Below are 25,313 nucleotides of genomic sequence, written 5' to 3'. Positions count from 1 at the left end.
CGCCGAGCCCGCTACCCCTGTGCGAACGAACGCGTCGTGGCCACCCACCGCTCGAGCGCGGCCTGCGCGGCCCCCGAGTCGATCGCCTCGGCGGCCCGATCGATCCCGGCCGCCAACTGCTGGGTCAGCGACCCCTCGCCCGTACCCAACGCGGCCAGCGCCGCCGCCGAGTTCAACAACACCGCGTCCCGCACGGCACCCTTCTCCCCCGCGAAAAGCCTGCGGGCGACCTCCGCGTTGAACGCCGCGTCACCGCCGCGCAACGTCTCGATCCCGTTCAGCGCGATCCCCAGGTCGCGCGGATCCACCCGGTCCTCGCGCACGTCGCCGTCCCGCACGATCCACACCTGCGACGTGGTGGTGACGGTCAACTCGTCCAGCCCGTCGTCGCCGCGGAACACCAGCGCGGTCGCGCCGCGATCGGCCAGCACCCCGGCCACGATCGGCGCCATCCGCAGATCCGCGACCCCGATCGCGTGGAACCGCACCCGGGCCGGATTGGTCAACGGCCCGAGGAAGTTGAACGTGGTCGGCACCCCCAACTCGCGCCGCGCCTGCGCCGCGTGCCGCAGCGACGGGTGGAAGCGCTGCGCGAAGCACAGCGTGATGCCCGCCTCCTCGGCCGTGCGCGCCACCTGATCCGGAGTCAGGTCCAGCACCACCCCGAGCGCTTCGAGCACGTCGGCGGCCCCGCTCGACGAGGACGCCGCCCGGTTGCCGTGCTTGACCACCGTCTCGCCCGTACCCGCCACCACGATCGCGGACATCGTCGAGATGTTCACGGTCCGGGCCAGGTCGCCGCCGGTACCGACGATGTCGACGGTCCGGCCGGGCACCTCGATGGTCGACGCGTGCGCGTACATCGCCTGTACCAGGCCGGAGACCTCGTCCACCGTCTCGCCCTTGGCCCGCAGCGCGATCACGAACCCGGCCACCTGCACCGGGGTCGCCTCGCCGGTCATGATGTGGTCCATCGCCCACGCTGTCGCGTCGGCGGGCAGGTCGTCGCCACGCATGAGCGCCGCCAGGAGGTCCCGCCAGGAACGGGCCGCCGGGTTGCCGCCGCTCTTGTTCGTAGAGGTCGAGGCGCCCATGGTCCGCTCCCGCTGTGTCATCGGATAAGTCCGCGACAGCGTACCCACCGGGCCGGGCCCGGCCGGGCGGTTATCCGGGATGCGGTCAGGCCGGCTGACGTCCCGCGATCCGACCGCGGATCAGGTCGGCGGCGGCGTCCGCGAGCGTGCGCGGGTCCAGCGGGTGGGCGACCACCGCGTCCGCGCGGCACCACGTGGCCAGCCACGCGTCCTGCGGGCGACCGACCAGGGTCAACACCGGCGGGCAGTTGTAGATCTCGTCCTTGAGCTGACGGCACACACCCATGCCACCGGCCGGGGCGGTCTCCCCGTCCAGGATCACCAGATCGATGCCGCCCTTGTCCATCGCCTCGATCACGGCGGGCTCGGTGGCGCATTCCAGGTATTCCACGAACGGCACGTCGACGGCGGGCCTGCGCCCGAGCGCGAGGGTGACCTTCCGACGGGTGTTGCGGTCGTCGCTGTACACGAGGACGGTCATGGTCTCGCCGCGCGTCATGTCCACCTGCCTGTGTCTGGGCTGCGAATCTTCGGGGCTGCGCATCTTCAACGCTTGTTCGGCTACGGGGGCAACACTCGGACCGACCAGGATGTTAGCGCTTTCCGGCGGGAAAATGTGTGCCTCGTCACGCCCTCGTCCCGGCTCGCCCACACCCGCCGCGCCGGCCGCGCCCGCGACTCACCCGCGCGCGAGCACCTCGTAGCCCTGCGCGTCCCCGCCCAACCGCTGGGCCAGGCCCGCCATCCGGGTCCGCTCCCGGGCCGGCTCCAGGCCGGTGAGCACCTGCTGTCGGGAGATCAGCACCCGCAGCGGAAGCTCGTCGGGTGTCGGCGCCACCACCGCCCAGCCGTCCGGCGTCAGGATCCGGGCCGCCTCGTCCGCCGCCGCCAGGTCCGGCAGCGTGAGCACGTGCCGCATCACGAACACCCCGGTATCCACCGGCACTCCGGCCGCCCGCAGCTCCGCGACCACCGCCGAATCGGCCCGAGCCGGATCGAAGCACGAACCGACGACGGTGAGCGTGCCGTCGTCCACGAGCACGGGGGCGGGCTCCGGTCGCCGACGGCGCAGGAAACGTTCGAGGATCATGCCGCGACGCTACTGGGCCGCGTCGGCCGACCGCGGTTCGGACCCTCGGGCGACCCGGACGGCCGAGTCGGCCTCCCCCGTTCGGGCAGAGTCACCCGGAAGAGTGCTCTTCGGCACGGATTTTCCGGCCGCTTCCAGGCCCGGCTCGGCACCCTCGCCGGCCTCCGCCGCCTCGCGTGCCAACCGCTCCTCGCGCGCCTTGCGGCCCGCCTCGATCAGTTCGAGCCGATCCAGCCGACGATCCTCGCGGACCGCCTCGCGCTCCGACGCCCGAGCCCACTGCACGAACAACACCAGGAAGACCAGCAGTCCGATGATGTCGCCGCTGCCCCACAGGATTCCGCCCGCCGTGCCCTGGTCCGAAAGCGGACTCGCGCCCCAGTCCCGACCGAGGTCGTTGTACCAGTCACCGGCCAGGACGTTGGACGAACTCATGATCGCGATACCCAGCCACGCGTGGAACGGCAACGTCGCGAACACCGCGAGCAACCGCATCGGATAGCTCGCGCGCGGCATCGGATCCAGTCCCAGCAGTGGCCAGAACCACATGCAGCCGATGATCACGAAATGCACGTGATTCATGTCGTGCATGAACGTGTTCCGCAACGTCAGCTCGTACCAGGGCGTGAAGTACAGGGCGAACGGGTTGAGCACGAAGATGAATCCGGCGAAGGCCGGGAAGGTGACCACCTTCGCGTATCGGCTGTGCAGCAGGGCGTTGAGTCGATTGCGCCACTTGGCGGGCAACGTCCGCAGGGCGAGGGTGATCGGTGCGCCGAGCGCCAGGAAGATCGGCGTGATCATCGCCAGCACCATGTGCTGGACCATGTGCACGCTGAGCAGCACGGTGTCGTAGGCGGCCAGCGCCGACTCGGTCGCGAGCAGGAACGTGCCCAGCCCCAACCCCAGGAAGGAGAAGCTGCGCCACCGCGACCACGAGTCCCCACGGGCTCTGAGCTTGTGCACGCCGTACAGATAGAGGCCGCCGAACAGCATCGCGACCAGAATCGGGATCGGTTCGAACACCCACCCGGTCAGGAGCCGAATGGGGGTCAGTTCCGGCGGTACGTTCCCAGGGGTCGCGTGTGCCAGAAACATCCCGGCATCGCCTGCAGAGCCACTCACGGAACCAGAGCCTAACCCCGACACGTTCTACAAGGGTTACCCCCCGAAGTGTGGGCAGATCCGGCGACCGCAATAATGGCCGCCGTGGCGACAGCAACTTCACTAGAAACCGGGCCCCCCTCACACGGGACACACGGGACGCTCAACCGTCCCAACTTGGTCAGCATCGGCACGATCGTCTGGTTGGCGTCCGAGCTGATGTTCTTCGCGGCCTTGTTCGCGATGTATTTCACGATCCGCTCCGTCACCGGTGCGGACGCTTGGCGTGAGCACGCCAGTGAGCTGAACATCCCGTTCTCGACGGGCAACACGACGATCCTCGTGCTGTCCTCGCTCACCTGCCAGCTCGGCGTCTTCGCGGCCGAACGCGGTGACGTCAAGAAGCTCAGAATGTGGTTCGTCATCACCTTCGTGATGGGCGCCGTCTTCGTCGGCGGCCAGGTGATGGAGTACACGGAGCTGGTCAAGGAGGGCACGACTCTCTCGTCGTCGGCTTACGGTTCGGTCTTCTACCTGACCACCGGCTTCCACGGCATGCACGTGACAGGCGGTCTGATCGCCTTCCTGCTGATCCTCGGACGCACCTACGCGGCCCGACGGTTCACACACGAGCAGGCCACGGCCGCAATCGTCGTCTCGTACTACTGGCACTTCGTCGACGTGGTCTGGATCGGTCTGTTCTTCACGATCTACGTCATCAGGTAGACGTCCCGACACTCACTACGCAGACGACATTGGACCGGGGTTTTCCGTGAAAAAGCTCTCCGCGCGGCGACGCCACCCCTTGGCGGCGATCGTCGTACTCATCTTCGCGCTCGCGGCTACTGGGGGGCTGTACGCCGCGTTCGCGCCTGCCAAGAAGGCGGAGGCGGACGACTCCGCCTCCATCGCGGTCGAGGCGGGCAAGAAGCTCTACCTGAGTGGATGTTCGACCTGCCATGGGCTCGACGCCCAGGGCTCCTCCGACGGCCCCTCCCTGGTCGGCGTCGGCGCGGCCGCCGTCGACTTCCAGGTGTCGACCGGCCGGATGCCGCTTCAGCAGCCCGGCGCGCAGGCGCCGCGCAAGCCCGAGGTCTACACCGAAACGCAGATCGCGCAGCTTTCCGCGTATGTGGCCTCGCTCGGCGTCGGACCCAAGATCCCGACGGCGAACATGTACGCGCCCGACGGCGACGTCGTCAACGGCGCCGAGTTGTTCCGCACGAACTGCTCGCAGTGCCACAACTTCTCCGGTGAGGGCGGTGCCCTGACCGAGGGCAAGTTCGCTCCGCCGCTGAAGGACGTGGACCCGAAGCACATCTACGAGGCCATGCTCTCCGGCCCGCAGAACATGCCTTCGTTCCCGGACAGCACGATGCCCGAGCAGCAGAAGAAGGACATCGTCACGTACGTCCACGAGACGACCAAGAAGGAGCCGAACCCCGGCGGCCTGGGTCTCGGCCGCCTCGGCCCGGTCTCCGAAGGTCTGTTCGGGTGGGTCATCGCGCTCGGTCTGCTCATCGGATGCGCGATCTGGATCGCCGCTCGGACCCCCAAGGCCAGGACCAAATGAGTAGCCAGGACAAGTCTGAAGTGCCTGAAGAGCACCTGCCCGAGGTACACGCCTCGGCACATGTTCCGGCGGAAGGCGACCCGTTCGCCGACCCCGGCCTGCCGGCCCACGAGCCGCGTGTCACCGACATCGACGAGAAGGCCGCCAACCGCGCCGAGCGTCAGGTCGCGTTCCTCTTCGTGATCTCGATGTTGTCCACGATCGGTTTCATCTGGGCGTACGTCGGCATCGACAAGTACCGCATCATCGACATCTTCTTCTTCGGGAAGATCGGTGCCCAGAACCTCGCGCTCGGCGGCTTCCTCGGCCTCGCGCTGTTCTGCATCGGCGCCGGCGCGATCCACTGGGCGCGCACGTTGATGACGGACGAGGAGATCGTCCAGGAGCGGCACGAGTTCACCTCGGACCCGGAGACCCGCGAATACGCGATCCGCGAGTTCAGCCAGGGTGCCGCGGACTCGGTGATCGGTCGCCGCCCGCTGATTCGGCGCACGATGATCGGCGCGATGGCCCTGGTGCCGTTGTCCGGCGTCGTGCTGCTGCGCGACCTCGGCCCGCTGCCCGGCACCAAGCTGCGGCACACCGACTGGAAGCCGGGCGTGGAGCTGATCAACGAGGCGACCGGCCTGCCGATCAAGCCGAACGACATCGTCAAGGGCTCGCTGACCATGGTGCTGCCCGACGGGCTGGTCGAGAAGTACGGCCCGGCCGGCCAAAAGGAAGAGCTCTCGCACGGCTGGCTGGAGAAGGCGGGCATGTCCGCGGTCCTGGTCGTCCGGCTGGAGCCGGAGGACATCAAGTCCAAGAAGGAACTGGACTGGGGCTACGAGGGCATCGTGGCGTACTCGAAGATCTGCACCCACGTGGGTTGCCCGATCGGCCTGTACGAGCAGCAGACGCACCACCTGCTCTGCCCGTGCCACCAGTCCACCTTCGACCTGGCGGACGACGGCAAGGTCGTGTTCGGCCCGGCCGCGCGCTCGCTGCCGCAGTTGAAGATCCATGTGAACGAGGCGGGTAACCTCGCCGCGTCGCAGGACTTCGCCGAACCGGTCGGCGCGAGCTTCTGGGAGCGTGGCTGATGTCGAGCGAACAACCCAAGGGCGGGGCGAACAAGAGCACCCCGATCCCGGACAACGCGGCCGTTCGCGCGGCCGACGCGCTGGACAGCCGGCTGGGCATCTACGGCGCGGCGAAGAAGAACCTGCGCAAGGTCTTTCCGGACCACTGGTCCTTCATGCTCGGTGAAGTGGCGCTGTACAGCTTCATCGTGCTGCTGCTGACCGGTGTCTTCCTGACCCTGTTCTTCAAGCCGAGCATGCAGGAGGTCGTCTACGACGGCTCCTACGTGCCGCTCCAGGGCATTCACATGTCCCAGGCGTACGCGTCGACGCTGGACATCAGCTTCGACATCCGCGGTGGTCTGGCGATGCGTCAGATCCACCACTGGGCGGCGCTGATCTTCGTGTCGTCGCTGTTCGTGCACATGTTCCGGATCTTCTTCACCGGAGCGTTCCGGAAGCCGCGCGAAATAAACTGGCTGTTCGGCTTCCTGCTGCTGATCCTGGCCATGGTCAACGGCTTCACCGGCTACTCGCTCCCGGACGACCTGCTTTCGGGTACCGGTCTGCGCATCGCCGAGGGTGTGGTCCTGGCCATCCCGCTGGTCGGCACGTACGTGCAGTTCTTCCTGTTCGGCGGGGAGTTCCCGGGCGAGGACATCGTGCCCCGCCTGTTCACCATCCACGTGCTGCTGATCCCGGCGATCATGGTCGGTCTGGTGACCGTGCACCTGATCCTGGTCTTCTACCAGAAGCACACCCAGTTCCCCGGCCCGGGCAAGACCGAGAAGAACGTGGTCGGCCTGCCGCTGCTGCCGGTCTACGCGGCCAAGGCCGGTGGCTTCTTCTTCATCGTGTTCGGCATCACCGCCTTCCTGGGCGGCATGGTGCAGATCAACCCGATCTGGGCCTACGGTCCATACAACCCGGGGCAGATCACGGCGGGTTCCCAACCGGACTGGTACATCGGGTTCCTCGAGGGTTCCCTGCGCATCATGCCGAACTGGGAATGGAACATCTGGGGACACACGCTCAGCTTCAACGTGCTGATCCCGTCCCTGGTCCTGCCCGGCGTGCTGTTCACCTTCCTGGCGATGTACCCGTGGATCGAAGGCTGGATCACCGGCGACAAGCGTGAGCACCACCTGCTGGACCGCCCGCGCAACATGCCGGTACGCACCGGCCTGGGCGTCGCCTGGATCGTCTGCTACGGCGTGCTGTGGGTCTGTGGTGGCAACGACATCATCGCCACCCACTTCCACATGTCGATCAACACGATCACCTGGATCGGCCGCGTCGCGTTCTTCGTCGCGCCCGTGCTGGCCTACCTGGCCACGGTGCGGATCTGCAAGGGTCTGCAGCGCCGCGACCGGGACAAGGTCCTGCACGGTCGCGAGACCGGTGTGATCAAGAAGCTCCCGCACGGCGAGTTCATCGAGATCCACGAACCGCTGGACGCCGCGGTGCGGCACACCCTCACCGCCCACGAGCAGCCCAAGCCGTACGAGCTGGAGGCCGCCGAGGACGAGAACGGGGTGGCCCGCAAGGTCAAGCGTTCGCAGAAGCTGCGTTCGAGGATGTCGCACTGGTACTTCGCCGAGCCGATCGAGAAGCCGACGGCCGAGGAGTACAAGGAACTGACCAGCGGACACGGTCACCACTGACGCGACCGGGGCCGGGCTGCTGACGCCACATCGGCACGACCCGTAGGACGCGCAGGAACGACGAAGGGCCCCACCGGATCTCTCCGGTGGGGCCCTTCGCGTTACGCCCCGCAGACGGCCGCACGGGACTTCGCGGATCGTTCTCGCGCAGCGGTGTCGTCGATGCGCTCACAGTCCACGCGTGGTGGCCGCGCCGACCGTGCTGTGGGTCAGCCACTGCGCCCAGTCCAGGTTCCATTCGCCGTAGCCGTTGCCGATCGGCTCCATCGCCTTGGCATCGCCGGTGTTCACCACGGTGACCACATCGCCGACCTTGACCTGGTCGTAGAACCACTTGGCGTTCTCGTCGCTCATCCCCACGCAGCCGTGGCTCACGTTCTCACTGCCCTGCGCGCTCACCGACCACGGCGCGGCGTGCAGGAACTCGCCGCTCCAGGTCACCCGGGTGGCCCACGAGACGTCCAGCCGGTAACCGTCGCTGCTGTCCGCCGAGATGCCCACCGTGGTGCCGTCCATCAACACGTGCGGGGCCTTGCCGAGCACCACCTTGGTGCCCGAGCGGGTGGTGAAGCCGGGCTTGCCGGTGGTCACCGGCACCGTCTTGAGGTCGGTTCCGTTGCGCTTGACCGTCATCGTGTGCGCCGCGGAGTCCACGGTCGCCACCACGGCGTCGCCCACCTCGAAGCCGAACGACGCGCCCGGGCCGCCGTAGACGCCGTTGCCGAAGTCGACCCCGAGCAGGCTGGTGGCCACCGAGACCCTGGTGCCCACCGGCCAGTACTCCCTGGGCCGATAACGCACGGTCGTGTCGTCCACCCAGCCCCAGGCGCCCTCGACCGGCGTCGAGGCGGACACCAGGAGCCGCTTCTCCACCTCGGCGCGCTGCGCGGGGTCGGTGACCGGCTTTTGCAGCGTGACGGTGATCGGCATGCCGATCCCCACCGTGGTGTCGGCCTCCGGCAACATCGAGGCCACCCCCCGCTCGGCCTCCGGCGCCAGCGTGGTGAAGGTCTCGGTGCGGGTCGCGGTCAACCCGAACGCGTCGACCGCCGCCGCGGTCAGCGTGTAGGTGGTGTTGTACGCCAGCGGTACCGAGTTGGTCCACGTCGCGTCGCCGGCCGCGTTGCCGCCGGGCACCGGCTTTCCGTCCGGGCCGGTCAGGCTCACCGCGTACAGCCGGCCGCCGCTCGCACCGACGGTCACCGGCCGGCCCGGCTGCGCGGGTCGATCGGTGCGCACGTCCACCGTGAGCCGGGCCACGCTCTTGGCGGGCCGGTCGATCTCGGTGCCGCGCTGCTTCTGCCACGTGCCGCATCCGGTGACGAACACGAGTGGCAGCGCCGAGGTGAGCGCCCAGCCGATCCAGCGGAGGCGAACACTCCCGTTCCGATTCACTCTCGACCTCCAGCCGTGCTCAACGAACGCGATCCGCCCGTGCCGGTGGGGCGCGGGCTACGCGGAGTTGTTGCATCGAGAGTGGCCGGGAACGCCCTGCTTCATTCATCCGAACGTACAAACCGCCCGATCGCGCCATGCCGACCATCGGTCGGATCGCGCGATCGGGCGGTTCGCCCTACCGTGTGAAACCTCGTGCGGGAACCTCGTGCGTGCCGGCGCTCAGCCGGCCGGGGTGCCCGCCGTCCCGCCGCCCAGCGCGCTGCCCTTGACCCAGGTCGCCCAGTCGACGCTCCAGCCGCCGAGCCCGTTGCCGGCCTTGACGGTCTTGTCGGTGCTGTTGATCACCTCGACCGGGTCACCCTGGGTGACCAGATCGAAGAACGTCTTGGCGTTCGAGGCGCCCAGCCCGATGCAGCCGTGGCTGTCGTTTTGCCGACCGAACTTGCCATCGTTCCACGGCGCGCCGTGGGCGTAGGTGCCGGACGCGGTCAGGTGCACCGCGTGCCGGACGTTCTTCATGTTGTACGCGGAGCCCAGACCGACCGTCTCGGAGTCCATCGTGATGCCGTCGACCTTGTCCAGCACGACCATCGTGCCGCCCCAGGTCGGGTAGTTCGGCCCGCCGGCCGAGATCGGCAGGTCCTCGATCCGGGACCCGTCCTTGCTGACCACCATGTGCTTGGACTTGAGGTCCGCGGTGGCCACGAGCGAGCGCCCGATGGTGAACTTGATGTCCTTGGTCTGCTTGCCGTACAGACCCGGCGCCGCCTTCGCGCCGGTCAGGTTCGCCTTGAGGTTCACCTTGGTGCCGCTCGCCCAGTACTTCTCCGGGCGGTAGTCGATCCGGTCGTTGCCGTCGAGGTCCTTGAGCCAGGACCACGAACCCTGCACCGCCGGCTCCGCGACCACCTTGAGGTTGCGCTCGATCGCGGCCTTGTCCTTGATCGGCTCGTTGAACTTCAGCGAGATGATCGCGCCGACGCCCCACGTGCTGTCCGGCTCGATGTTGAAGTCGGCCACGAACGTGTCGTCGGCGGCCTTGGTGTTGAACTTGCTCTGCGCGGTGACCTCGGCGCCGTCGGCGTTCGCGGCCTTGGCCGCCACCGTGTAGGCACCGCCGTTGGCCAGGGGTGCGGCCGGCTTCCAGCCGATGCCGTCGGGGCTGAGCTGCCCCTCCACGGTCTTGCCCTTGGCGTCGGTGACCACGACCGAGGTCAGCTTGCCGCCGGTCGCGTCGACCTTGAGGGCGCCGTCCGTCTCCACGCTCTTGGTGCCGTCGGCGGGTGTGATCGCGATGGTGGCGGGAGCCGCCGCCTTCTTGTTCGGACCGGTGCTCGAACCACCGGAGTTGCCTCCGGTCCCACCCGAACCGGTCTTGCCGCCGTCGGACGAGCAACCTGCGATGAATATGAGCGGCGCCACCATGAGTCCCGCGAAGAGGCGTATTCCGCCGCCCGCTACCCCCGTGCGCGATGCTCCGTGTATCCGGGGCACGCGTGTTCCTCCCTCGTCCTGGAACTCCCTTGCGTCCATTTGACGCTTCGACCCCCGGTCGGGGTTGCTACGACCGGCGAACAGTCACACACCGGTGACATTCGGGGGATCTTCAAGGAAGTCCTCTGTAGATACCACACAAGGCCGATCACCCATTCGGGTGATCGGCCTTGTGGCGAAACCGTATTGCGAAGGTTGCGAATCGGTAGCGCTAGTAGCGCTGGTCCGCCCCCCGGTAGAACTCGAAGACCCAGCCCCAGACGCCGATCGCGACGATCGGCGCGGCGAACATCGCGAGCCACCAGCCGAAGATGACGCCCAGGAACAGCAGCGCCGAACCGACCGCCAGCATCAGCGGCTGCCAGCTGTGCGGGGCGAAGAAGCCCAGCTCGCCGGCGTCGTCGGCGATCTCGCCCTCTTCGTTGTCCTGCGCGAGCAGGTCCATCCGGCGCGCGGTGAAGATCAGGTAGAACCCGATCATCAGCGACAGACCGAAGGTCAGCGACAGCGCGGTGGTACCGGTCGGGTCCTCGGAGAGCACCCAGTAGACGATCGTCACCGGCAGCAGGAACACGGCCAGGACGGCGAACAGGACACCGTTGAACTTCACTTCTCGGCTCCCTTCGGCGGCTCGGGCAACGCCTCGGAACGCTCGTCGGTGAGGTACTCCAGCGCGGCGATCTCCGGGTGGTGGAGGTCGAACGCGGGAGCCTCGGAACGGATCCGCGGAATGCTCGTGAAGTTGTGCCGCGGCGGCGGGCAGGAGGTCGCCCACTCCAGCGAACGACCGTAGCCCCACGGGTCGTCCACGGTGATCTTCTTGCCGTACTTGTGCGTCTTCCAGATGTTGTAGAAGAACGGCAGGATCGACAGACCCAGCAGGAACGAGCCCAGGGTCGAGATCGTGTTCAGCGTGGTGAAGCCTTCCGAGTCCAGGTAGTCCGCGTACCGACGGGCCATGCCCTCGGCACCCAGCCAGTGCTGCACCAGGAACGTGGTGTGGAAGCCGATGAACAGCGTCCAGAAGGTGATCTTGCCGAGCCGCTCGTCGAGCATCTTGCCGGTGAACTTGGGCCACCAGAAGTGGAAGCCCGCGAACATCGCGAACACCACGGTGCCGAACACCACGTAGTGGAAGTGCGCCACCACGAAGTAGGTGTCGGAGACGTGGAAGTCCAGCGGCGGCGAGGCCAGGATGACGCCGGTGAGACCACCGAACGCGAAGGTCACCAGGAAGCCGACGGTCCACAACATCGGTGTCTCGAAGGACAACGAGCCGCGCCACATGGTGCCGATCCAGTTGAAGAACTTGACGCCGGTGGGTACGGCGATCAGGAACGTCATGAAGGAGAAGAACGGCAACATGACCGCGCCGGTCGGGAACATGTGGTGTGCCCACACGGTGACCGACAGGCCCGCGATCGAGATGGTCGCGGCGATCAGGCTCTTGTAACCGAACATCGGCTTGCGCGCGAAGACCGGGATGATCTCCGACACGATGCCGAAGAACGGCAACGCGATGATGTACACCTCGGGATGGCCGAAGAACCAGAAGAGGTGCTGCCACAGGATCGGTCCGCCGTTGGCCGGATCGAAGATGTGGGTGCCGAACTTGCGGTCGGCCTCCAGCGCGAACAGCGCGGCGGCCAGGACCGGGAACGCCATCAGGACCAGGACCGAGGTCAGCAGCACGTTCCAGCAGAAGATCGACATCCGGAACATGGTCAGACCGGGCGCGCGCATGCAGATGATCGTGGTGATGAAGTTGACGGCACCGAGGATGGTGCCGAAGCCCGACATCGCCAGACCCATGATCCACATGTCACCGCCGATGCCCGGCGAGCGGACCGCGTCGGACAGTGGCGCGTACGCGAACCAGCCGAAGTCGGCGGCACCCTGCGGGGTGATGAAGCCGGCCACCGCGATGATCGAGCCGAACAGGTAGAGCCAGTAGGCGAACATGTTCAGGCGCGGGAACGCGACGTCGGGCGCGCCGATCTGCAGCGGCATGATCCAGTTCGTGAAGCCGGCGAACAGCGGCGTCGCGAACATCAGCAGCATGATCGTGCCGTGCATCGTGAACGACTGGTTGAACTGCTCGTTCGACATGAACTGCGTACCGGGGCGGGCCAGCTCCGCGCGCATGAGCAGCGCGAGCACACCACCGATGCAGAAGAAGACGAACGAGGTGATCAGGTACATCGACCCGATCGTCTTGTGGTCCGTGGTCGTCATCCACTTGATGACGATGTTCCCGGGCTCCTTGCGGCGGACCGGCGGAGGTCCGTCCGGGGCCACGGTCTGTGGCTCACTGAGGATTGTCACTCGTCACTTCTTCCCGTGCGCTTCAACGGGGGCCGGCTCGTTGATCTTGCTGCGCAGCTCGCCGGTCTGGCCCTTCGCGGCCAGCTCCTTCAGGTGCTGGACGTATTCGGCCTTGTCCACGATCTTCACGTTGAAGAGCATGCGCGAGTGGTCCACACCGCACAGTTCGGCGCACTTGCCGCCGTACGTGCCCTTCTTCGTCGGGACGACCTCGAACTTGTTCGTTCGGCCCGGGATGATGTCCTTCTTGTAAAGGAAGTTCGGGACCCAGAACGAGTGGATGACGTCCGGCGAGGTCAGATCGAACCGGACGGACTCCTTCACGGGCAGGTAGAGCGTCGGCGGCTTGCCGGGCGTGCCCTGCTCGTAGACGTCGACCGTGCCGTCGGCCGGGTCGCCCTTGTAGTTGAAGGACCAGCTCCACTGCACACCGACCACGTTGATCACGTTGTCGGGATTCTTGGAGAGTTCTTCGAGCTTGGTCTCGTCACGCGCGGTGAAGTAGAAGAAGACCGCGATCATGATGCCGGGGATGACCGTGTACAAAACCTCGATGGGGAGGTTGTAGCGCGTCTGCGGCGGGATCTCGATCTTGGTGCGCGACCGGCGGTGGAACGCGACGCTCCACAGGATGAGCCCCCACACCACGGCCCCGACGATCAGCGCTGCAATCCAGGCGCCCTGCCAGAGCGACAGGACTCGCGGACCCTGTTCGGTGACAGGGTTGGGCAGGCCGAGTCTCGGCAGGTCCTTGGAATCGACGGAGCAGCCGGTGGCGGTCGCAATGACGAGGCCCAGAGCCAGCAGCTGCGGCACCCTGCGCCGCATCCAGCGCCGCGGCGAGCGGTCGGAGCCGTAGGGACTCACGTAGCGCCTTCCCGAATGTCTCGCCCGCGCGCGAGTCGAGGTGGGGAACTTTTCTTCCCTGGCGACCCGTTGCGCGGACAGGTATGGATGTTTCTGCGGGCCAAACCCTACTCCAGCCCTATTCGGGTCGCGCGCGGAGGTCTGGTGTGGCGGACCGGGTAGATGTGCCGGTGCGTCCGTTCGGGCGAACGGCCCGAACGTGTCCGGGATTCGGGTATTGGCTACGGTCCGACGCATGGCGTATTTCGACGCGGCCTCCACCGAACCGCTGCACCCGGCCGCGAAAGCGGCCTTCCTGAGCACTCTCGACGAGGGCTGGGCCGATCCCGCGCGCGGGTATTACGACGGCCGACGAGCCCGAATGCTCCTCGACGCCGCGCGGGAGACGGTGGCATCCGTACTGGGCACTCGATCTGATGAAGTGTCATTCACCACATCCGGGACACAGGCGGTCCAGTTGGGCATGCTCGGCGTGCTCGCGGGCCGTCGTCGGGTGGGCACGCACCTGGTCCTCGGCGCGGTCGAACACTCCTGCGTATTGCACACCGCGGACGCCCACGCGGCTCGTTCGGAGCAGCGTGGCTCGGTCGCGGAAATCACCCGGACGGGGGTGGACCGTACGGGCCGCCTCGACGTGTCGGCGTTCGGCTCGGCCCTTCGTTCGGACACCGCGCTCGCGTGCGTGCAAAGCGCCAACCACGAGGTGGGTACGGTGCAGCCGATCGCCGAGGTGGTGACGGCGTGTCAGGCGGCGGGCGTGCCGCTGCTGGTGGACGCCGCGCAGTCGGTGGGCCGGCTGTCGGTGCCGGACGGCTGGTCGGTGCTGACCGCGAGCGCGCACAAGTGGGGCGGTCCGGCGGGGGTCGGTCTACTCGTGGTGCGCAAGGGCACCCGCTTCTCGTCGTCGCTGCCCTACGACGAACGCGAGGCGCGCCGGGTACCCGGCTTCGAGAACGTGCCGGCCATCGTCGCGGCGGCGGTCGCGCTGGGTGCGGTGAGCACCGAGTCGGCCGAGGAGGACCGCCGACTGTCCGGCCTGATCGACCGCATCCGCACCCGCGTTCGCGAGACGGTGCCCGATGTCGAGGTGGTCGGCGATCCGGTCGACCGACTCCCGCACATCGTCACCTTCTCCTGCCTGTACGTCGACGGCGAGGCCCTGCTGACCGAGTTGGACAAGGCCGGCTTCGCGGTGTCCTCGGGTTCCTCGTGCACGTCCTCGACGCTGACCCCCAGCCATGTCCTGGAGGCGATGGGGGTGTTGTCCCACGGCAACATCCGCGTATCGCTGCCGCGCGGCACGGCCGAGGCCGAGGTGGACCGCTTCCTGGCCCTCCTCCCACCCCTGATCGCCGACCTCCGCGCGACAGTCGCCCACACCCCCACGCCGGCAGCCCCCGAAGCCGCGGCCGAAGGCGTGATCGTCAACGCCCTCGGCCGCCGCTGCCCGATCCCGGTGATCGAGTTGGCCAAACGCATCCTCGACGTCGAGGACGGCACCCTGGTCACCGTCCTCTCCGACGACGAGGCCTCAGCCCTCGACATCCCCGCCTGGTGCGAAATGACCGGCCACGACTTCATCCGCGCCACCCCCCACCCCCAAGGCACCGCCTACACAGTCCGCCGCCACCAACCCCAAACCCCACCCAACGCCTGAGCCAAACCACACCCAACCCAACGCCAAACGCCGGCCGGGCCCAATCAGCCCGGCCGGCGCATGAGGCCACTCAGCCCCGCCGGCGCATGAGGCGAACCCAGCCCGGCCGGCGCTTGAGGCCACTCAGCCCCGCCGGCGCTTGAGGCGAACCCAGCCCGCCCGGCGCATGAGGGCAACCAGCCCGGCCGGCGCATGAGGCCACTCAGCCCCGCCGGCGCATGAGGCGAACCCAGCCCGGCCGGCGTTCGAGGCCAAGCAGCCTCGCCGGCGTTTGAGGCGAACCCAGCCCGGCCGGCGCTTGAGGCCAAGCAGCCCCGCCGGCGCATGAGGCGAAACCCGGCCCAACCGAGCGCATGAGGCCACCCGCCCGCCAAAGGCCGAGTGCGTCACGAAGCCAAGTGCGCCGCAACCTCACTCGCAGCCGAATCCCCATAGGCCTTCGCGAACCGCCCCAGGAACGAGGCCCGTCGCAACGAATACTCCTGCGTCCCGACCGTCTCGATCACCAACGTCGCCACCATGTTCCCCACCTGCGCCGCCCGCTCCAACGACAATCCCCACGAGATCCCCGCCAGGAACCCGGCCCGGAACCCGTCCCCGACCCCCGTCGGATCGACCTTGGCGTCCTCCGCAGGACAAGGCACGACGATCGTCTCCCCGTCCGCCCGCTCGACCTTGACCCCGCTCGGCCCCAGCGTGGTGACCCGCACCCCCACCTTCTTCAGGATGTCGGCCTCCGACCACCCGGTCTTCTGCACGATCAGCGCACTCTCGTACTCGTTCGTGAGCAGATAGGCCGCACCGTCGATGAGCCGCCGAATGTCCTCGCCCTCCATCCGAGCGAGCTGCTGCGAGGGATCGGCCGCGAACGCATAGCCCCGATCCCGGCACTCGTCGCTGTGCCGCAACATCGCCTCGGGGTCGTTCGCCCCGATCACGACCAGGTCCAGGCCGCCGACCCGGTCGGCCACCGGGCGCAATTCGATCTCGCGGGCCTCACTCATCGCGCCGGTATAGAAGGACGCGATCTGGTTGTGCTCCTCGTCCGTCGTGCACACGAACCGAGCGGTGTGATGGGTCGGCGAGATGTGCACGGACTCGGTGTCCACGTGGTGCCGGTCCAACCACGAGCGGTAGTCGACGAAGTCGGCCCCGGCGGCACCGACCAGGATCGGCGACAGCCCCAGACACCCCATGCCGAAGCAGATGTTCGGCGCGACACCACCGCGCCGGATGTCCAACTTGTCGACGAGGAAGGACAGCGAGACCACGTGCAGCTTGTCGGAGACGAGCTGGTCGGAGAACCGACCCGGAAACGTCATGAGGTGGTCGGTCGCGATCGAACCGGTCACGGCAATGCGCATGGCGCGTGTCTCCTATGTGGAGGACGGGGAAGTGGCGTACTGGGAGTACGAGAAGGGGGAAACTCGCACACGTTATCCCACCTCGGTCGTGCACCCGGTCGAAAACTACCGGTCGGTAGACCGTGCCGTCACGCTCCGTGCGACCTACGCTGAAGATCCCCGGTACAAGGAGTCGTGAAATGTCCCCGATGCCCGTGATGCGATCCCAGGCCGAGCCCGAGACGCTCGAAGACCTGCGCGGTGACTGCCGTCACATCGACGCGTCGTGGACCACGTTGGGCCCGGAGCGCCTGCCGGCCAAGGCCGTGCCCGCCGGCTCGCACGCCCCCGCCACCGAGATTCCCGCGCACGGCGCCACCCTGGTGGCCGGCATGTCCGAGTACGGCGACTGAAACACGGCGCCGGCCCGCGACCGATCCGACCTCCGGGGAACCGCGCCGCCCGGTCCCGCGTCCGATCGGCATGCGTACCCACGGTGAGCACGACGCAGACCTTCGACCCGAACCCACCGCGCCCCGACGGCCGTTGATCGTCGGGCTCGCGATCGTCGCGGTGCTCGGCATCGGCGGCGGCACCTGGGCGGTGCTCGGCGACGGCGATTCGCCCCGTCCGAGCGTCGCCGGCCCGGCCGACCGGGGCGGCCCCGCCGCCGTCGACCCGGCCGCACCGTCCGCCGGCCCCGCCCAGGCCCATCCGGGCGCACCCGCCACCGGCAACGGCGCGAACCCGGGCGGCTCGACGTCCTCCCCGAACCTGTCGCCCGGCGCGGCGCACACCTACTACCCGGCCCAGCGCGACACCCGCTTCAGCCGCTACACCCTGGCCCCGGACGGCCGCACCCTGACCGCGTGGTTGTGGACCGGCCAGTGCGAGCGGGACCGCCTGGTCGTCGCCCGCGAATCGGCCGGCCAGGTGGCCATCCGGGTGGAGATCACCCCGCTGGCCGACGTGTGCACCGACATGGCCGTGGAGAATTCGGTGAACGTGACGCTTCCCACACCCCTGGGCACCCGCGCCGTCGTCGACGCGGAGACCGGCGCGACCATCACCCCGGGCGGCAATCCGTTCTCGGCGGGCTGACCGAACCCGCACACGGCGACGCCGCGCCGGCCCTGATGGGCCGACGCGGCGTCGAGGTGTCGCGAAGCGACGAATCAGTGGAACGAGTCGCCGCAGGCGCAGGAACCGGCCGCGTTCGGGTTGTCGATCGTGAAGCCCTGCTTCTCGATGGTGTCCACGAAGTCGATCGTGGCGCCGCTCAGATACGGCGAGCTCATCCGGTCCGTGACGACCGAGACGCCGTTGAAGTCGGCCACGACGTCGCCGTCGAGCGAACGCTCGTCGAAGAAAAGCTGGTACCGCATGCCGGAACAACCGCCGGGCTGGACGGCCACGCGCAGCGCGAGATCGTCGCGACCCTCTTGCTCCAGCAGAGTCTTGACCTTGGCCGCCGCCTCATCGCTGAGGAGGATGCCACCGGTCGTGGTGGTCTCGTCCTGGACAGTCATCTGCAAGCTCCCACGTGGTGGTTCGACATTCGTACGCCACTTCCACCCTCGGCAACCGACGGCGGCTCGGCCCTATTCCCACATCATGCTTCGGGCCCTCGCGTTTTACTCATGGTCGCACACCCCCACTCTCGTCAACCTGACACGAACAGGATAGGATTGTTAGTGTCAATTAGACGAGAAGAGGTGCGCGCCGTGACCGCGACACACGATCTGGACCTGCCGCCCGGGGTGCAGCCGACGCCGCTCGCGCTGCTGATGCTCGGGCGCGCCGCCGACCCGCGCAGCGAACGGGGCGTCGAGTGTCCCGGCGACCTGCCCTCGCCGTCCGACCCGGACCTGGTGGCCCGGGCCCGGGCGGCGAAGGAGCGGCTCGGCGACCGGGTATTCATCCTGGGCCACCACTACCAGCGCGACGAGGTGATCGAATTCGCCGACGTGACCGGCGACTCGTTCAAGCTCGCGCGCGAGGCGGCGGCCCGTCCGGACGCGCCGTACATCGTGTTCTGCGGTGTGCACTTCATGGCCGAGAGCGCCGACATCCTCACCTCCGACGACCAGCAGGTGATCCTGCCGGACCTGGCCGCGGGCTGCTCGATGGCCGACATGGCCACCTCGGAGCAGGTCGAGGAGTGCTGGGACGTGCTCGCCGACGCGGGCATCGCGGACACGACCGTGCCGGTCTCGTACATGAACTCGTCGGCCGACATCAAGGCGTTCACCGGCCGCAACGGCGGCACGATATGCACCTCCTCCAACGCCAAGCGGGCCCTGGACTGGGCCTTCGAGCAGGGCGAGAAGGTGCTGTTCCTGCCGGACCAGCACCTGGGCCGCAACACCGCGGTGCTGGAGCTGGGGCTGAGCCCGGACGACTGCGTGTTGTACAACCCGCACAAGCCCAACGGCGGCCTCACCCGCGAGCAGTTGCGCGCGGCGAAGATGATCCTGTGGCGCGGACACTGCTCGGTGCACGGGCGGTTCGACGTGAGCTCGGTCGAGGACGTACGCGCCCGGATCCCCGGGGTCAACGTGCTCGTGCACCCGGAGTGCCGGCACGAGGTGGTCACCGCGGCCGACTACGTCGGCTCGACCGAATACATCATCAACACGCTCGACGCGGCCGAGCCGGGTTCGGCGTGGGCGATCGGGACCGAGCTCAACCTGGTCCGCCGGGTGGCCGCCGCACACCCCGACAAGCAGGTCGTCTTCCTGGACAAGACGGTGTGCTTCTGCTCGACGATGAACCGGATCGACCTGCCGCACCTGGTGTGGACGCTCGAATCGCTGGTCGAGGGCAATGTGGTCAACCGGATCCGGGTGGACGCGGAGACCGAGAAGTTCGCCAAGGTCGCGCTCGACCGCATGCTGGCCCTGCCGTAAAGCGGCCGGCCACGACAGTGAGCGGGCGGTGTGCCCCGGGAGCCCCGGGGCACACCGCCCACACGCAGCACGGAAGAGCGGATACGCGTCAGGTGGTCCCGGGGCGCCCCGGGACCAGTCCGTCCACGCCGAGCATCTCCCTGACCTCGTCCACATGCGCGTCCCCGGCCGGCAACAGCAGGTCCGAGGGCACGATCTCGTCATTCGGCACCGAGATGCCGACCTCGCGGACCTTGGACAGGAGCGCATCCAAGGCCGCGCGGAAGGCGGCGTCGTCGCCACCCTCGATCGCGACCTGAAGCTCGTCGTCGAAGCGGTTGAGCACATCCAGATGCTCCGCCGCGACGTCGAGCTGGCCCTCACCCACGATCCGCACGATCATGTGCCGTCTCCCTTGTCGAAACGCGGCCGGGGCTGTCCGGGACCGATCGCCGGCGGCGGGGTGCCACCGGAGAGCTCGGCCTTCATCCGCTCCAGCTCCAGTTCCACGTCCGACGTACTGGACAAACGCTCCAGCTCGGCGGTGATGTCGTCCTTCGCCATCCCGGTCGGGTCGTCGAGCGCGCCCGAGGCGAGCAACTCGTCGATCGCGCCCGCCCGGGCCTGCATCTGCGCGGTCTTGTCCTCGGCCCGCTGGATCGCGAGTCCGACGTCGCCCATCTCCTCGGAGATGCCGGCGACCGCGCCGCCGATCCGCGCCTGGGCCTCGGCGGCCGTGTAGGTCGCCTTGATGGTCTCCTTGCGGGTACGGAACGCGTCCACCTTGGCCTGCAGTCGCTGCGAGGCCAGGACGAGCTTCTCCTCCTCCGCCTGGAGGTTCTGGTGTTGGGTACCGAGGTCCGAGATCTGCTGCTGCACACCCGAGCGGCGCATGAGCGCCTCGCGGGCCAGATCCTCGCGACCGAGCGCCAGCGCCTTGCGGCCCTGGTCCTCGAGCTTGCCCGACTGCTGTTGCAGACCGGTCATCTGCAATTCGAGCCGCTTGCGGGAGGTGGCCACATCGGCCACGCCCCGGCGCACCTTCTGCAACAGCTCAAGTTGCTTCTGGTACGAGTAGTCGAGCATCTCGCGCGGATCCTCGGCCTTGTCGAGGGCCTTGTTGGCCTTCGCGCGGAAGATCATCGCCATTCGCTTCATTACACCGCTCATGGGCCTCGCGTGCCCCCTTCGTAGGCAACCCGTGCTGCTCCCTGAAGCCTAAATGCCCAAGCGACCTTGTGGCAGCAGGGCTTTGCCTCACTTGACGTGTTCCCGCCCGTGAGAGTTCCGCATCCGGGTCGCACCGGATCCGGGGAGCCTTGAAATGTCCACCGGCTCGAACACGTAGGCTTTGAGCGTGTTCCGACGACGTTCCCAAGCAGAGCCCGAGACCGCCGAGCAGTCCCTGGAGCGTCTCCAGGGTTCGCAGGCCGTCCGTGACCCCCAGGCCCCCAAGGGCCGTCCGACGCCCAAGCGCAGCGACGCCCAGGCCAACCGCAAGACCAAGGTGTCCGTCTCCAAGGACCCGAAGCAGGCGCGCAAGCAGGCCCGGATGCGGATGCGCGAGGAGCGCGAGACGCAGCGCCAGGCACTGCTGACCGGCGACGAGCGGGCGCTGCCGGCCCGCGACCGGGGGCCGCTGCGCCGGTTCGCCCGCGACTACGTCGACGCGCGCTACACGGTGGGCGAGTTCTTCCTGCCCTCGGCCGTGATCATCCTGATCCTGAGCATCCTGCCCAGCCTCGCGGTGAAGAACTTCTCGCTCTTCCTGTGGATCGCGGTGATCCTGCTGATCATCCTGGACTCCATCCGGGTCAACCTGGGCCTGAAGAAGGCGTTGCGGGCGAAGTTCCCCAAGGAGAACCTCAAGGGCGTCACGCCCTACGCGCTGATGCGCAGTCTCCAGCTCCGTCGGCTGCGGCTGCCCAAGCCGCAGGTCAAACGAGGCGAGAAGGTCACATGACCACGATCACCGGGCTGACCGGCGACCTGCACACCCAGGTCCGTCGCGAATTGGTGGCCCGCCAATTGGCCGAGCACATGACGCGACTGCGCGACCGGGGCCCGCTGCGGGTGCTGGACGTCGGCTGCGGACCGGCCTCGCCCGGCATACTGCTCGCCCGCGCCGGACACATCGTCACCTCGGTGAACACCGATACCGACGTGCTCACCAAGCTGCACGAGGATCTGGTCCACGAGAGTTCGGATGTGCAGGGGCGAATGCGCCTGGTCGAGGGCGACGGCGCCGAGGCCGGCCGGCACTTCCCGCCGGGCAGCTTCGACCTGGCCATCTGCCACGACGTGCTGGAGGCCCAGCCCGAGCCGGACGGCATGCTCGCCGCGCTGGCCCGGATGATGACCCAGGGCGGGCTGATCTCGGTCACCTCGCGCAACGCCGGTTCGTTGGCGATGCGCGCGGGCGCCGCGGCCCAGTGGACCGCGACGCTCAAGGGCCTGTCCGCGACCACGTATCCCAACCCGGCCGGCGGCACGTTGCGCGCGGACACCGTCGAGGGCCTGTGCACGGTGCTCGCCGACCTGGGCGCGCCGGTGCTGGACTGGTACGGGGTGGGCGTCTTCAGCGGTCTCCAGCCGGACGACGCCGAGCCACCGCGCGGCCAGAAGGCATGGACGAACCTGCTCGCCTGCGAGGAGGACGCGTCCCGCCGCGACCCGTATCGGTTGATCGCGCCGGTCCTGCACGTGGTCGGCGAGAAGACGGTGCGCTGAGCCGCACCCGCCGTCGCGATGGGAGCCGTGTGAGTGGTGATGCCGCCGTCGTCGCGTGAGGCGTCCGACATAGGGTGTTCGCATGGAATTCCGACACCTCGGCCGCAGCGGTCTCGAGATCAGCGAGATCGCGTACGGCAACTGGCTCACCCACGGCTCCCAGGTGGAGGAGGACGCGGCGCTCGCGTGTGTGCGGGCCGCGCTCGACTGCGGGATCACCACCTTCGACACCGCCGACGTCTACGCGGAAACGCGGGCGGAATCGGTGCTGGGACGGGCGCTGAAGGGTGAGCGCCGCGAGGGCCTGGAGATCTTCACCAAGGTCTACTGGCCCACCGGCCCCGGTCGCAACGACCGGGGTCTGTCGCGCAAGCACATCCTGGAGTCGATCGACGGTTCGCTGTCCCGGCTGGGCACCGACTACGTGGATCTCTACCAGGCACACCGCTACGACTACGCGACCCCGTTGGAAGAGACCATGCTGGCCTTCGCCGACGTGGTCCGCTCCGGCAAGGCGCTCTACATCGGCGTCTCCGAGTGGAACGCCGAGCAGATCCGCGCCGGCGCCGAACTCGCCCGCGAGCTGCGGGTGCCGCTGATCTCCAACCAGCCGCAGTACTCGATGTTGTGGCGGGTGATCGAGGCCGAGGTGGTGCCGGCCTCCGAGGAGCTGGGGCTGGGCCAGATCGTCTGGTCGCCGATCGCCCAGGGCGTGCTCACCGGCAAGTACCTGCCCGGGCAGCCGCCGCCGGCCGGATCGCGCGCCACCGACGACAAGGGCGGCCAGGACTTCGTCTCCCGGATGCTCACCGACGACGTGCTCACCCGGGTGCAGCAGTTGCGCCCGCTGGCGGAGGAGGCCGGGCTCTCGCTCGCCCAGCTCGCCGTCGCGTGGGTGCTGCAGAACCCGAACGTGTCGGCGGCGATCATCGGCGCGTCCCGTCCGGAGCAGGTGCACGAGAACGTCAAGGCGGCCGGCGTCAAGCTCGACGAGAGCCTGCTGACCCGGATCGACGTGCTCCTGGACCCGGTGGTCAACCGGGATCCGGCGCTCACCCTGAGCCCGACCACTCGCCCGTAGCGGTCGCTTGGGATGATGAGAGGCGCGGCCTCGGCCGCGCCTCTCGCATGCTCGGTCGCGGGAGGGATCAGCCCTCGGCGGCGCGCAGGCTCATGTGCTCGTACACGACGGCGTCGTCCTCGAGCAGGCTCACCTGTTCGATGCCGGCCGCGAGCAGGTCCTTCCAGATCTCGCCGAGCCAGCTCTCCGCGTCCGACTGGTTCGTGAAGTCCTCTGCCTGCGGTCCGTCGACCGGGGCACCGTTCGCGTCCTCGTACCGCCACACCCACGACATGTCGGGCTCCTCACCTCGGGATCTCGGACCGTCATAAAGACCTGCACAGTAGATCAAGCCCGACCACCTCATAGCCAGGAGCACGACGACACCCATGGAGCTGACGCTGCTCGGCACGGCCGGTCCCAAGGGCTGGCCCCAGCCGTTCTGCACCTGTGCCTCCTGTCTGGGGTGCACCGGTCCCGTGGTGCGCGGACCCGCGTGCGTGCTGCTCGACGGCACGCTGCTGCTCGACTGCGGGCCCGAACCCGCGCACGCGGCCGCACGGGCCGGACACCCGCTGACCGGGGTGCGGAGACTGCTCCTGAGCGGTCCGGCCGAGTCCGCGCCGCTGGCCTGGCTGCCCGCCGCCGGGCTGGTCGAGGTGATCGCGCCGTCCGGACCACCGGCCTGGCTGCCCGCGCCCTCGGCGGGCGGACCGCAGTGGCGGCAGGTGGCCGAGGAGGACACCCTCGACCTGGACGGGCACCGCATACGGGTGTTGCCCGGCGGTACACCCGGCCGCGTCGCGTACGAGGTCACCGGCACCGACGGGACGCGTCTGCTGTACGCGCCGCCCTCGACGCTGCCACCCGAGGCCGAGGCGGTCCGGGCCTGGACGCGCGAGGGCGGGCACTACGACGTGGTGCTCCTGGACGTGGTCTCGTGGCCGGAGCGGCTGGCCACGCTGCGCCGCGACGGTGCGGTCACCGAGGACACCGACGTACTCGCGATACACCTGTCGCACGAGTCGCCTCCGGGCGAGGAACTGCACCGTCGGCTGGCCGCGTGGGGCGCCCGTGCGGTGCCCGACGGCGGCCTGGTCCGGGTCGGCGCGGACGCCTCGCCCGCACCGCGCCCGCATCGCACGCTGGTCCTGGGCGGCGCCCGCTCGGGCAAGTCGGCGGAGGCCGAACGGCGCCTGGCGGCCTGCCCCGACGTGCTCTACGTGGCGACCGGCGGCACCCGCGAGGACGATCCCGAGTGGGCCGAGCGGATCGCGCTGCACCGCGATCGACGCCCGGACACCTGGCACACCGCCGAGACGGTCGAGCTGACCCGGCTGCTCGCCGAGGCCCGGCAGCCGCTCCTGGTGGACTGCCTGTCGTTGTGGCTGACTGCGGTGATGGACACGCACGGCGCGTGGGACGACACGCGGTGGGCGGCGGGCGGGCGCGAGGCGGTCCGGGCCGACATCGTCGCCCTGGCCGCCGCGTGGCGGGCCTGCCGGGTCCCGGTGGTCGGCGTCAGCAACGAGGTGGGCAGCGGCGTGGTGCCCCCGACGCCGGCCGGCCGCCGCTTCCGCGACGAACTCGGCCGACTCAACGCCACCATCGCCGGCGAATCCGACGAGGTGCTGCTGGTCGTCGCCGGCCAGGTGCTCACCCTGCGCAGCCTCCCCCGCCGCGCCCGGCACGCGGCGTCCTGACCGTCGGGGCGGCCCCGGCCGCCCACCCCGGCGCGGCCGGCCGCGCCGAGGTTCGCCTCGGCCCAGGGCGGCAAGACCACCGCGCCGATCGGCGCGCCCCGCGTAGTGCTGTTCGCCGCCGACCACGGCGTCGCCGCCCACGACGTGTCGGTCCGCCGACCGGGCTGGACCGCGCGCGAGGTCCGGGCCACCCTCGGCGCGGCCGGCCGCGCCGGCCGAGCACCCGTCGCCGCAGGTCCGACCACGCAACTACCCTGACCGG

At 68.8% G+C, this 25,313-nt stretch carries 27 protein-coding genes; 13 read left to right on the top strand and 14 right to left on the bottom strand.

The genetic code is table 11. The annotated features are described in order from the left end of the window. Nucleotides 1-11: 11 nt before the first annotated feature. The 4 genes from trpD to ACH4U8_RS17795 form a co-directional block, all read right to left on the bottom strand. Nucleotides 12-1,115, bottom strand: coding sequence for an anthranilate phosphoribosyltransferase (gene trpD / locus ACH4U8_RS17810; RefSeq protein ID WP_379989563.1), 1,104 nt, complete (start codon nt 1,113-1,115; stop codon nt 12-14). 64 nt (nt 1,116-1,179) lie between these two features. Beyond that, nucleotides 1,180-1,593: a response regulator transcription factor gene (locus ACH4U8_RS17805; protein WP_020552994.1), complete on the bottom strand. Its 414-nt coding sequence runs from the start codon at nt 1,591-1,593 to the stop codon at nt 1,180-1,182. Nucleotides 1,594-1,773: 180 nt separating this feature from the next. Then, nucleotides 1,774-2,184: a hypothetical protein gene (locus ACH4U8_RS17800; RefSeq protein ID WP_360304944.1), complete on the bottom strand. Its 411-nt coding sequence runs from the start codon at nt 2,182-2,184 to the stop codon at nt 1,774-1,776. 9 nt (nt 2,185-2,193) lie between these two features. Next, nucleotides 2,194-3,309 carry a cytochrome c oxidase assembly protein gene (locus tag ACH4U8_RS17795; protein WP_360304942.1) on the bottom strand — a complete coding sequence of 372 codons (1,116 nt, stop codon included), beginning with the start codon at nt 3,307-3,309 and terminating at the stop codon, nt 2,194-2,196. Between the two features lie 75 nt (nt 3,310-3,384). Here ACH4U8_RS17795 and ACH4U8_RS17790 point away from each other — a divergent pair, with 75 nt between their 5' ends. Genes ACH4U8_RS17790 through ACH4U8_RS17775 form a run of 4 tightly spaced genes read left to right on the top strand, consistent with a single transcriptional unit; the run spans nt 3,385 to nt 7,586 of the window. Further along, a complete protein-coding gene (locus ACH4U8_RS17790; RefSeq protein ID WP_360304941.1) occupies nt 3,385-4,014 on the top strand; it encodes a heme-copper oxidase subunit III in 630 nt (209 codons plus the stop codon). A gap of 46 nt (nt 4,015-4,060) precedes the next feature. After that, entirely contained in the window at nt 4,061-4,861 is an 801-nt protein-coding gene (locus tag ACH4U8_RS17785; RefSeq protein WP_360304939.1) for a cytochrome c, read from the top strand. Continuing rightward, nucleotides 4,858-5,943 (top strand): Rieske 2Fe-2S domain-containing protein, encoded by a 1,086-nt coding sequence (locus tag ACH4U8_RS17780; RefSeq protein WP_360304937.1) that lies wholly within the window; start codon nt 4,858-4,860, stop codon nt 5,941-5,943. Before ACH4U8_RS17785 ends, ACH4U8_RS17780 begins: the two co-directional genes overlap by 4 nt. After that, complete coding sequence (locus ACH4U8_RS17775) at nt 5,943-7,586, top strand: cytochrome bc complex cytochrome b subunit (RefSeq protein ID WP_360304935.1); 1,644 nt, start codon at nt 5,943-5,945, stop codon at nt 7,584-7,586. Before ACH4U8_RS17780 ends, ACH4U8_RS17775 begins: the two co-directional genes overlap by 1 nt. A 168-nt stretch (nt 7,587-7,754) precedes the next feature. On the opposite strand, the gene ACH4U8_RS17770 is transcribed toward ACH4U8_RS17775, so the two are convergent. The 5 genes from ACH4U8_RS17770 to coxB all read right to left on the bottom strand — a co-directional run bounded on the left by ACH4U8_RS17770 (nt 7,755) and on the right by coxB (nt 13,670). Then, nucleotides 7,755-8,981 (bottom strand): Ig-like domain-containing protein, encoded by a 1,227-nt coding sequence (locus tag ACH4U8_RS17770; protein WP_395778683.1) that lies wholly within the window; start codon nt 8,979-8,981, stop codon nt 7,755-7,757. A 222-nt stretch (nt 8,982-9,203) separates the two neighbouring features. After that, the gene (locus ACH4U8_RS17765) at nt 9,204-10,409 is read right to left on the bottom strand and encodes an Ig-like domain-containing protein (protein ID WP_395778681.1); all 1,206 of its coding nucleotides are present in this window, start codon (nt 10,407-10,409) and stop codon (nt 9,204-9,206) included. A gap of 280 nt (nt 10,410-10,689) precedes the next feature. Beyond that, nucleotides 10,690-11,088, bottom strand: a complete 399-nt coding sequence (locus ACH4U8_RS17760) for a cytochrome c oxidase subunit 4 (RefSeq protein WP_360304929.1) — start codon at nt 11,086-11,088, stop codon at nt 10,690-10,692. Next, nucleotides 11,085-12,803 carry a cytochrome c oxidase subunit I gene (ctaD, locus tag ACH4U8_RS17755; RefSeq protein WP_360304927.1) on the bottom strand — a complete coding sequence of 573 codons (1,719 nt, stop codon included), beginning with the start codon at nt 12,801-12,803 and terminating at the stop codon, nt 11,085-11,087. The genes ACH4U8_RS17760 and ctaD overlap by 4 nt, the downstream gene beginning before the upstream one ends. A 3-nt stretch (nt 12,804-12,806) precedes the next feature. Further along, complete coding sequence (gene coxB, locus ACH4U8_RS17750) at nt 12,807-13,670, bottom strand: cytochrome c oxidase subunit II (RefSeq protein ID WP_360304925.1); 864 nt, start codon at nt 13,668-13,670, stop codon at nt 12,807-12,809. A 235-nt stretch (nt 13,671-13,905) separates the two neighbouring features. Between coxB and ACH4U8_RS17745 the strand changes: the two genes are divergently transcribed. Beyond that, nucleotides 13,906-15,327 (top strand): cysteine desulfurase/sulfurtransferase TusA family protein, encoded by a 1,422-nt coding sequence (locus ACH4U8_RS17745; protein ID WP_395778679.1) that lies wholly within the window; start codon nt 13,906-13,908, stop codon nt 15,325-15,327. Between the two features lie 386 nt (nt 15,328-15,713). On the opposite strand, the gene ACH4U8_RS17740 is transcribed toward ACH4U8_RS17745, so the two are convergent. Beyond that, nucleotides 15,714-16,691, bottom strand: coding sequence for a carbohydrate kinase family protein (locus ACH4U8_RS17740; protein WP_360304921.1), 978 nt, complete (start codon nt 16,689-16,691; stop codon nt 15,714-15,716). Between the two features lie 179 nt (nt 16,692-16,870). Here ACH4U8_RS17740 and ACH4U8_RS17735 point away from each other — a divergent pair, with 179 nt between their 5' ends. Next, on the top strand, nt 16,871-17,083 hold the full coding sequence (locus tag ACH4U8_RS17735) for a hypothetical protein (RefSeq protein ID WP_360304919.1): 213 nt from the start codon (nt 16,871-16,873) through the stop codon (nt 17,081-17,083). A gap of 70 nt (nt 17,084-17,153) precedes the next feature. After that, on the top strand, nt 17,154-17,771 hold the full coding sequence (locus ACH4U8_RS17730) for a hypothetical protein (RefSeq protein ID WP_395778677.1): 618 nt from the start codon (nt 17,154-17,156) through the stop codon (nt 17,769-17,771). 74 nt (nt 17,772-17,845) lie between these two features. Here the strand turns inward: ACH4U8_RS17730 and ACH4U8_RS17725 are convergent, their stop codons facing one another. Beyond that, nucleotides 17,846-18,199, bottom strand: coding sequence for an iron-sulfur cluster assembly accessory protein (locus tag ACH4U8_RS17725; protein ID WP_126638364.1), 354 nt, complete (start codon nt 18,197-18,199; stop codon nt 17,846-17,848). Nucleotides 18,200-18,394: 195 nt separating this feature from the next. On the opposite strand from ACH4U8_RS17725, the gene nadA reads away from it, so the two are divergent. Continuing rightward, nucleotides 18,395-19,579, top strand: coding sequence for a quinolinate synthase NadA (gene nadA, locus ACH4U8_RS17720; protein ID WP_379991917.1), 1,185 nt, complete (start codon nt 18,395-18,397; stop codon nt 19,577-19,579). Nucleotides 19,580-19,667: 88 nt separating this feature from the next. Here nadA and ACH4U8_RS17715 read toward each other — a convergent pair whose 3' ends face one another. After that, nucleotides 19,668-19,961, bottom strand: coding sequence for a hypothetical protein (locus ACH4U8_RS17715; RefSeq protein ID WP_360304915.1), 294 nt, complete (start codon nt 19,959-19,961; stop codon nt 19,668-19,670). Further along, a complete protein-coding gene (locus tag ACH4U8_RS17710; protein WP_360305453.1) occupies nt 19,958-20,716 on the bottom strand; it encodes a PspA/IM30 family protein in 759 nt (252 codons plus the stop codon). The genes ACH4U8_RS17715 and ACH4U8_RS17710 overlap by 4 nt, the downstream gene beginning before the upstream one ends. A gap of 199 nt (nt 20,717-20,915) precedes the next feature. Between ACH4U8_RS17710 and ACH4U8_RS17705 the strand changes: the two genes are divergently transcribed. The 3 genes from ACH4U8_RS17705 to ACH4U8_RS17695 all read left to right on the top strand — a co-directional run bounded on the left by ACH4U8_RS17705 (nt 20,916) and on the right by ACH4U8_RS17695 (nt 23,369). Then, the gene (locus ACH4U8_RS17705) at nt 20,916-21,521 is read left to right on the top strand and encodes a DUF3043 domain-containing protein (RefSeq protein WP_360304913.1); all 606 of its coding nucleotides are present in this window, start codon (nt 20,916-20,918) and stop codon (nt 21,519-21,521) included. Next, nucleotides 21,518-22,288 carry a methyltransferase domain-containing protein gene (locus ACH4U8_RS17700; protein ID WP_360304911.1) on the top strand — a complete coding sequence of 257 codons (771 nt, stop codon included), beginning with the start codon at nt 21,518-21,520 and terminating at the stop codon, nt 22,286-22,288. Before ACH4U8_RS17705 ends, ACH4U8_RS17700 begins: the two co-directional genes overlap by 4 nt. 82 nt (nt 22,289-22,370) lie before the next feature. Continuing rightward, nucleotides 22,371-23,369: an aldo/keto reductase family protein gene (locus ACH4U8_RS17695; protein WP_395778675.1), complete on the top strand. Its 999-nt coding sequence runs from the start codon at nt 22,371-22,373 to the stop codon at nt 23,367-23,369. Nucleotides 23,370-23,436: 67 nt separating this feature from the next. Here ACH4U8_RS17695 and ACH4U8_RS17690 read toward each other — a convergent pair whose 3' ends face one another. Then, nucleotides 23,437-23,643, bottom strand: coding sequence for a hypothetical protein (locus ACH4U8_RS17690; protein WP_360304907.1), 207 nt, complete (start codon nt 23,641-23,643; stop codon nt 23,437-23,439). 94 nt (nt 23,644-23,737) lie between these two features. Here ACH4U8_RS17690 and ACH4U8_RS17685 point away from each other — a divergent pair, with 94 nt between their 5' ends. Both ACH4U8_RS17685 and ACH4U8_RS17680 read left to right on the top strand, forming a co-directional pair. After that, on the top strand, nt 23,738-25,051 hold the full coding sequence (locus ACH4U8_RS17685; protein WP_395778674.1) for a bifunctional adenosylcobinamide kinase/adenosylcobinamide-phosphate guanylyltransferase: 1,314 nt from the start codon (nt 23,738-23,740) through the stop codon (nt 25,049-25,051). Nucleotides 25,052-25,156: 105 nt separating this feature from the next. Beyond that, nucleotides 25,157-25,309: a hypothetical protein gene (locus ACH4U8_RS17680; RefSeq protein WP_395778672.1), complete on the top strand. Its 153-nt coding sequence runs from the start codon at nt 25,157-25,159 to the stop codon at nt 25,307-25,309. The last annotated feature ends 4 nt before the right edge of the window (nt 25,310-25,313 follow it).

Origin of the sequence: Embleya sp. NPDC020886 (assembly GCF_044333915.1) — a bacterium.
In the GTDB taxonomy this organism is placed as follows: domain Bacteria; phylum Actinomycetota; class Actinomycetes; order Streptomycetales; family Streptomycetaceae; genus Embleya.
Note: the sequence above shows the minus strand (reverse complement) of the source record. Positions and strands in the feature narration are given on the sequence as shown.

Bases quoted from the DNA above. Each gene is read 5' to 3' on its own strand.
- trpD (WP_379989563.1), bottom strand. From the start codon at position 1,115: ATGACACAGCGGGAGCGGACCATGGGCGCCTCGACCTCTACGAACAAG.
- ACH4U8_RS17805 (WP_020552994.1), bottom strand. From the start codon at position 1,593: ATGACGCGCGGCGAGACCATGACCGTCCTCGTGTACAGCGACGACCGC.
- ACH4U8_RS17800 (WP_360304944.1), bottom strand. From the start codon at position 2,184: ATGATCCTCGAACGTTTCCTGCGCCGTCGGCGACCGGAGCCCGCCCCC.
- ACH4U8_RS17790 (WP_360304941.1), top strand. From the start codon at position 3,385: ATGGCCGCCGTGGCGACAGCAACTTCACTAGAAACCGGGCCCCCCTCA.
- ACH4U8_RS17780 (WP_360304937.1), top strand. From the start codon at position 4,858: ATGAGTAGCCAGGACAAGTCTGAAGTGCCTGAAGAGCACCTGCCCGAG.
- ACH4U8_RS17775 (WP_360304935.1), top strand. From the start codon at position 5,943: ATGTCGAGCGAACAACCCAAGGGCGGGGCGAACAAGAGCACCCCGATC.
- ACH4U8_RS17765 (WP_395778681.1), bottom strand. From the start codon at position 10,409: ATGGTGGCGCCGCTCATATTCATCGCAGGTTGCTCGTCCGACGGCGGC.
- ACH4U8_RS17745 (WP_395778679.1), top strand. From the start codon at position 13,906: ATGGCGTATTTCGACGCGGCCTCCACCGAACCGCTGCACCCGGCCGCG.
- ACH4U8_RS17740 (WP_360304921.1), bottom strand. From the start codon at position 16,691: ATGCGCATTGCCGTGACCGGTTCGATCGCGACCGACCACCTCATGACG.
- ACH4U8_RS17735 (WP_360304919.1), top strand. From the start codon at position 16,871: ATGTCCCCGATGCCCGTGATGCGATCCCAGGCCGAGCCCGAGACGCTC.
- ACH4U8_RS17730 (WP_395778677.1), top strand. From the start codon at position 17,154: ATGCGTACCCACGGTGAGCACGACGCAGACCTTCGACCCGAACCCACC.
- ACH4U8_RS17725 (WP_126638364.1), bottom strand. From the start codon at position 18,199: ATGACTGTCCAGGACGAGACCACCACGACCGGTGGCATCCTCCTCAGC.
- ACH4U8_RS17715 (WP_360304915.1), bottom strand. From the start codon at position 19,961: ATGATCGTGCGGATCGTGGGTGAGGGCCAGCTCGACGTCGCGGCGGAG.
- ACH4U8_RS17710 (WP_360305453.1), bottom strand. From the start codon at position 20,716: ATGAAGCGAATGGCGATGATCTTCCGCGCGAAGGCCAACAAGGCCCTC.
- ACH4U8_RS17700 (WP_360304911.1), top strand. From the start codon at position 21,518: ATGACCACGATCACCGGGCTGACCGGCGACCTGCACACCCAGGTCCGT.
- ACH4U8_RS17695 (WP_395778675.1), top strand. From the start codon at position 22,371: ATGGAATTCCGACACCTCGGCCGCAGCGGTCTCGAGATCAGCGAGATC.
- ACH4U8_RS17690 (WP_360304907.1), bottom strand. From the start codon at position 23,643: ATGTCGTGGGTGTGGCGGTACGAGGACGCGAACGGTGCCCCGGTCGAC.
- ACH4U8_RS17685 (WP_395778674.1), top strand. From the start codon at position 23,738: ATGGAGCTGACGCTGCTCGGCACGGCCGGTCCCAAGGGCTGGCCCCAG.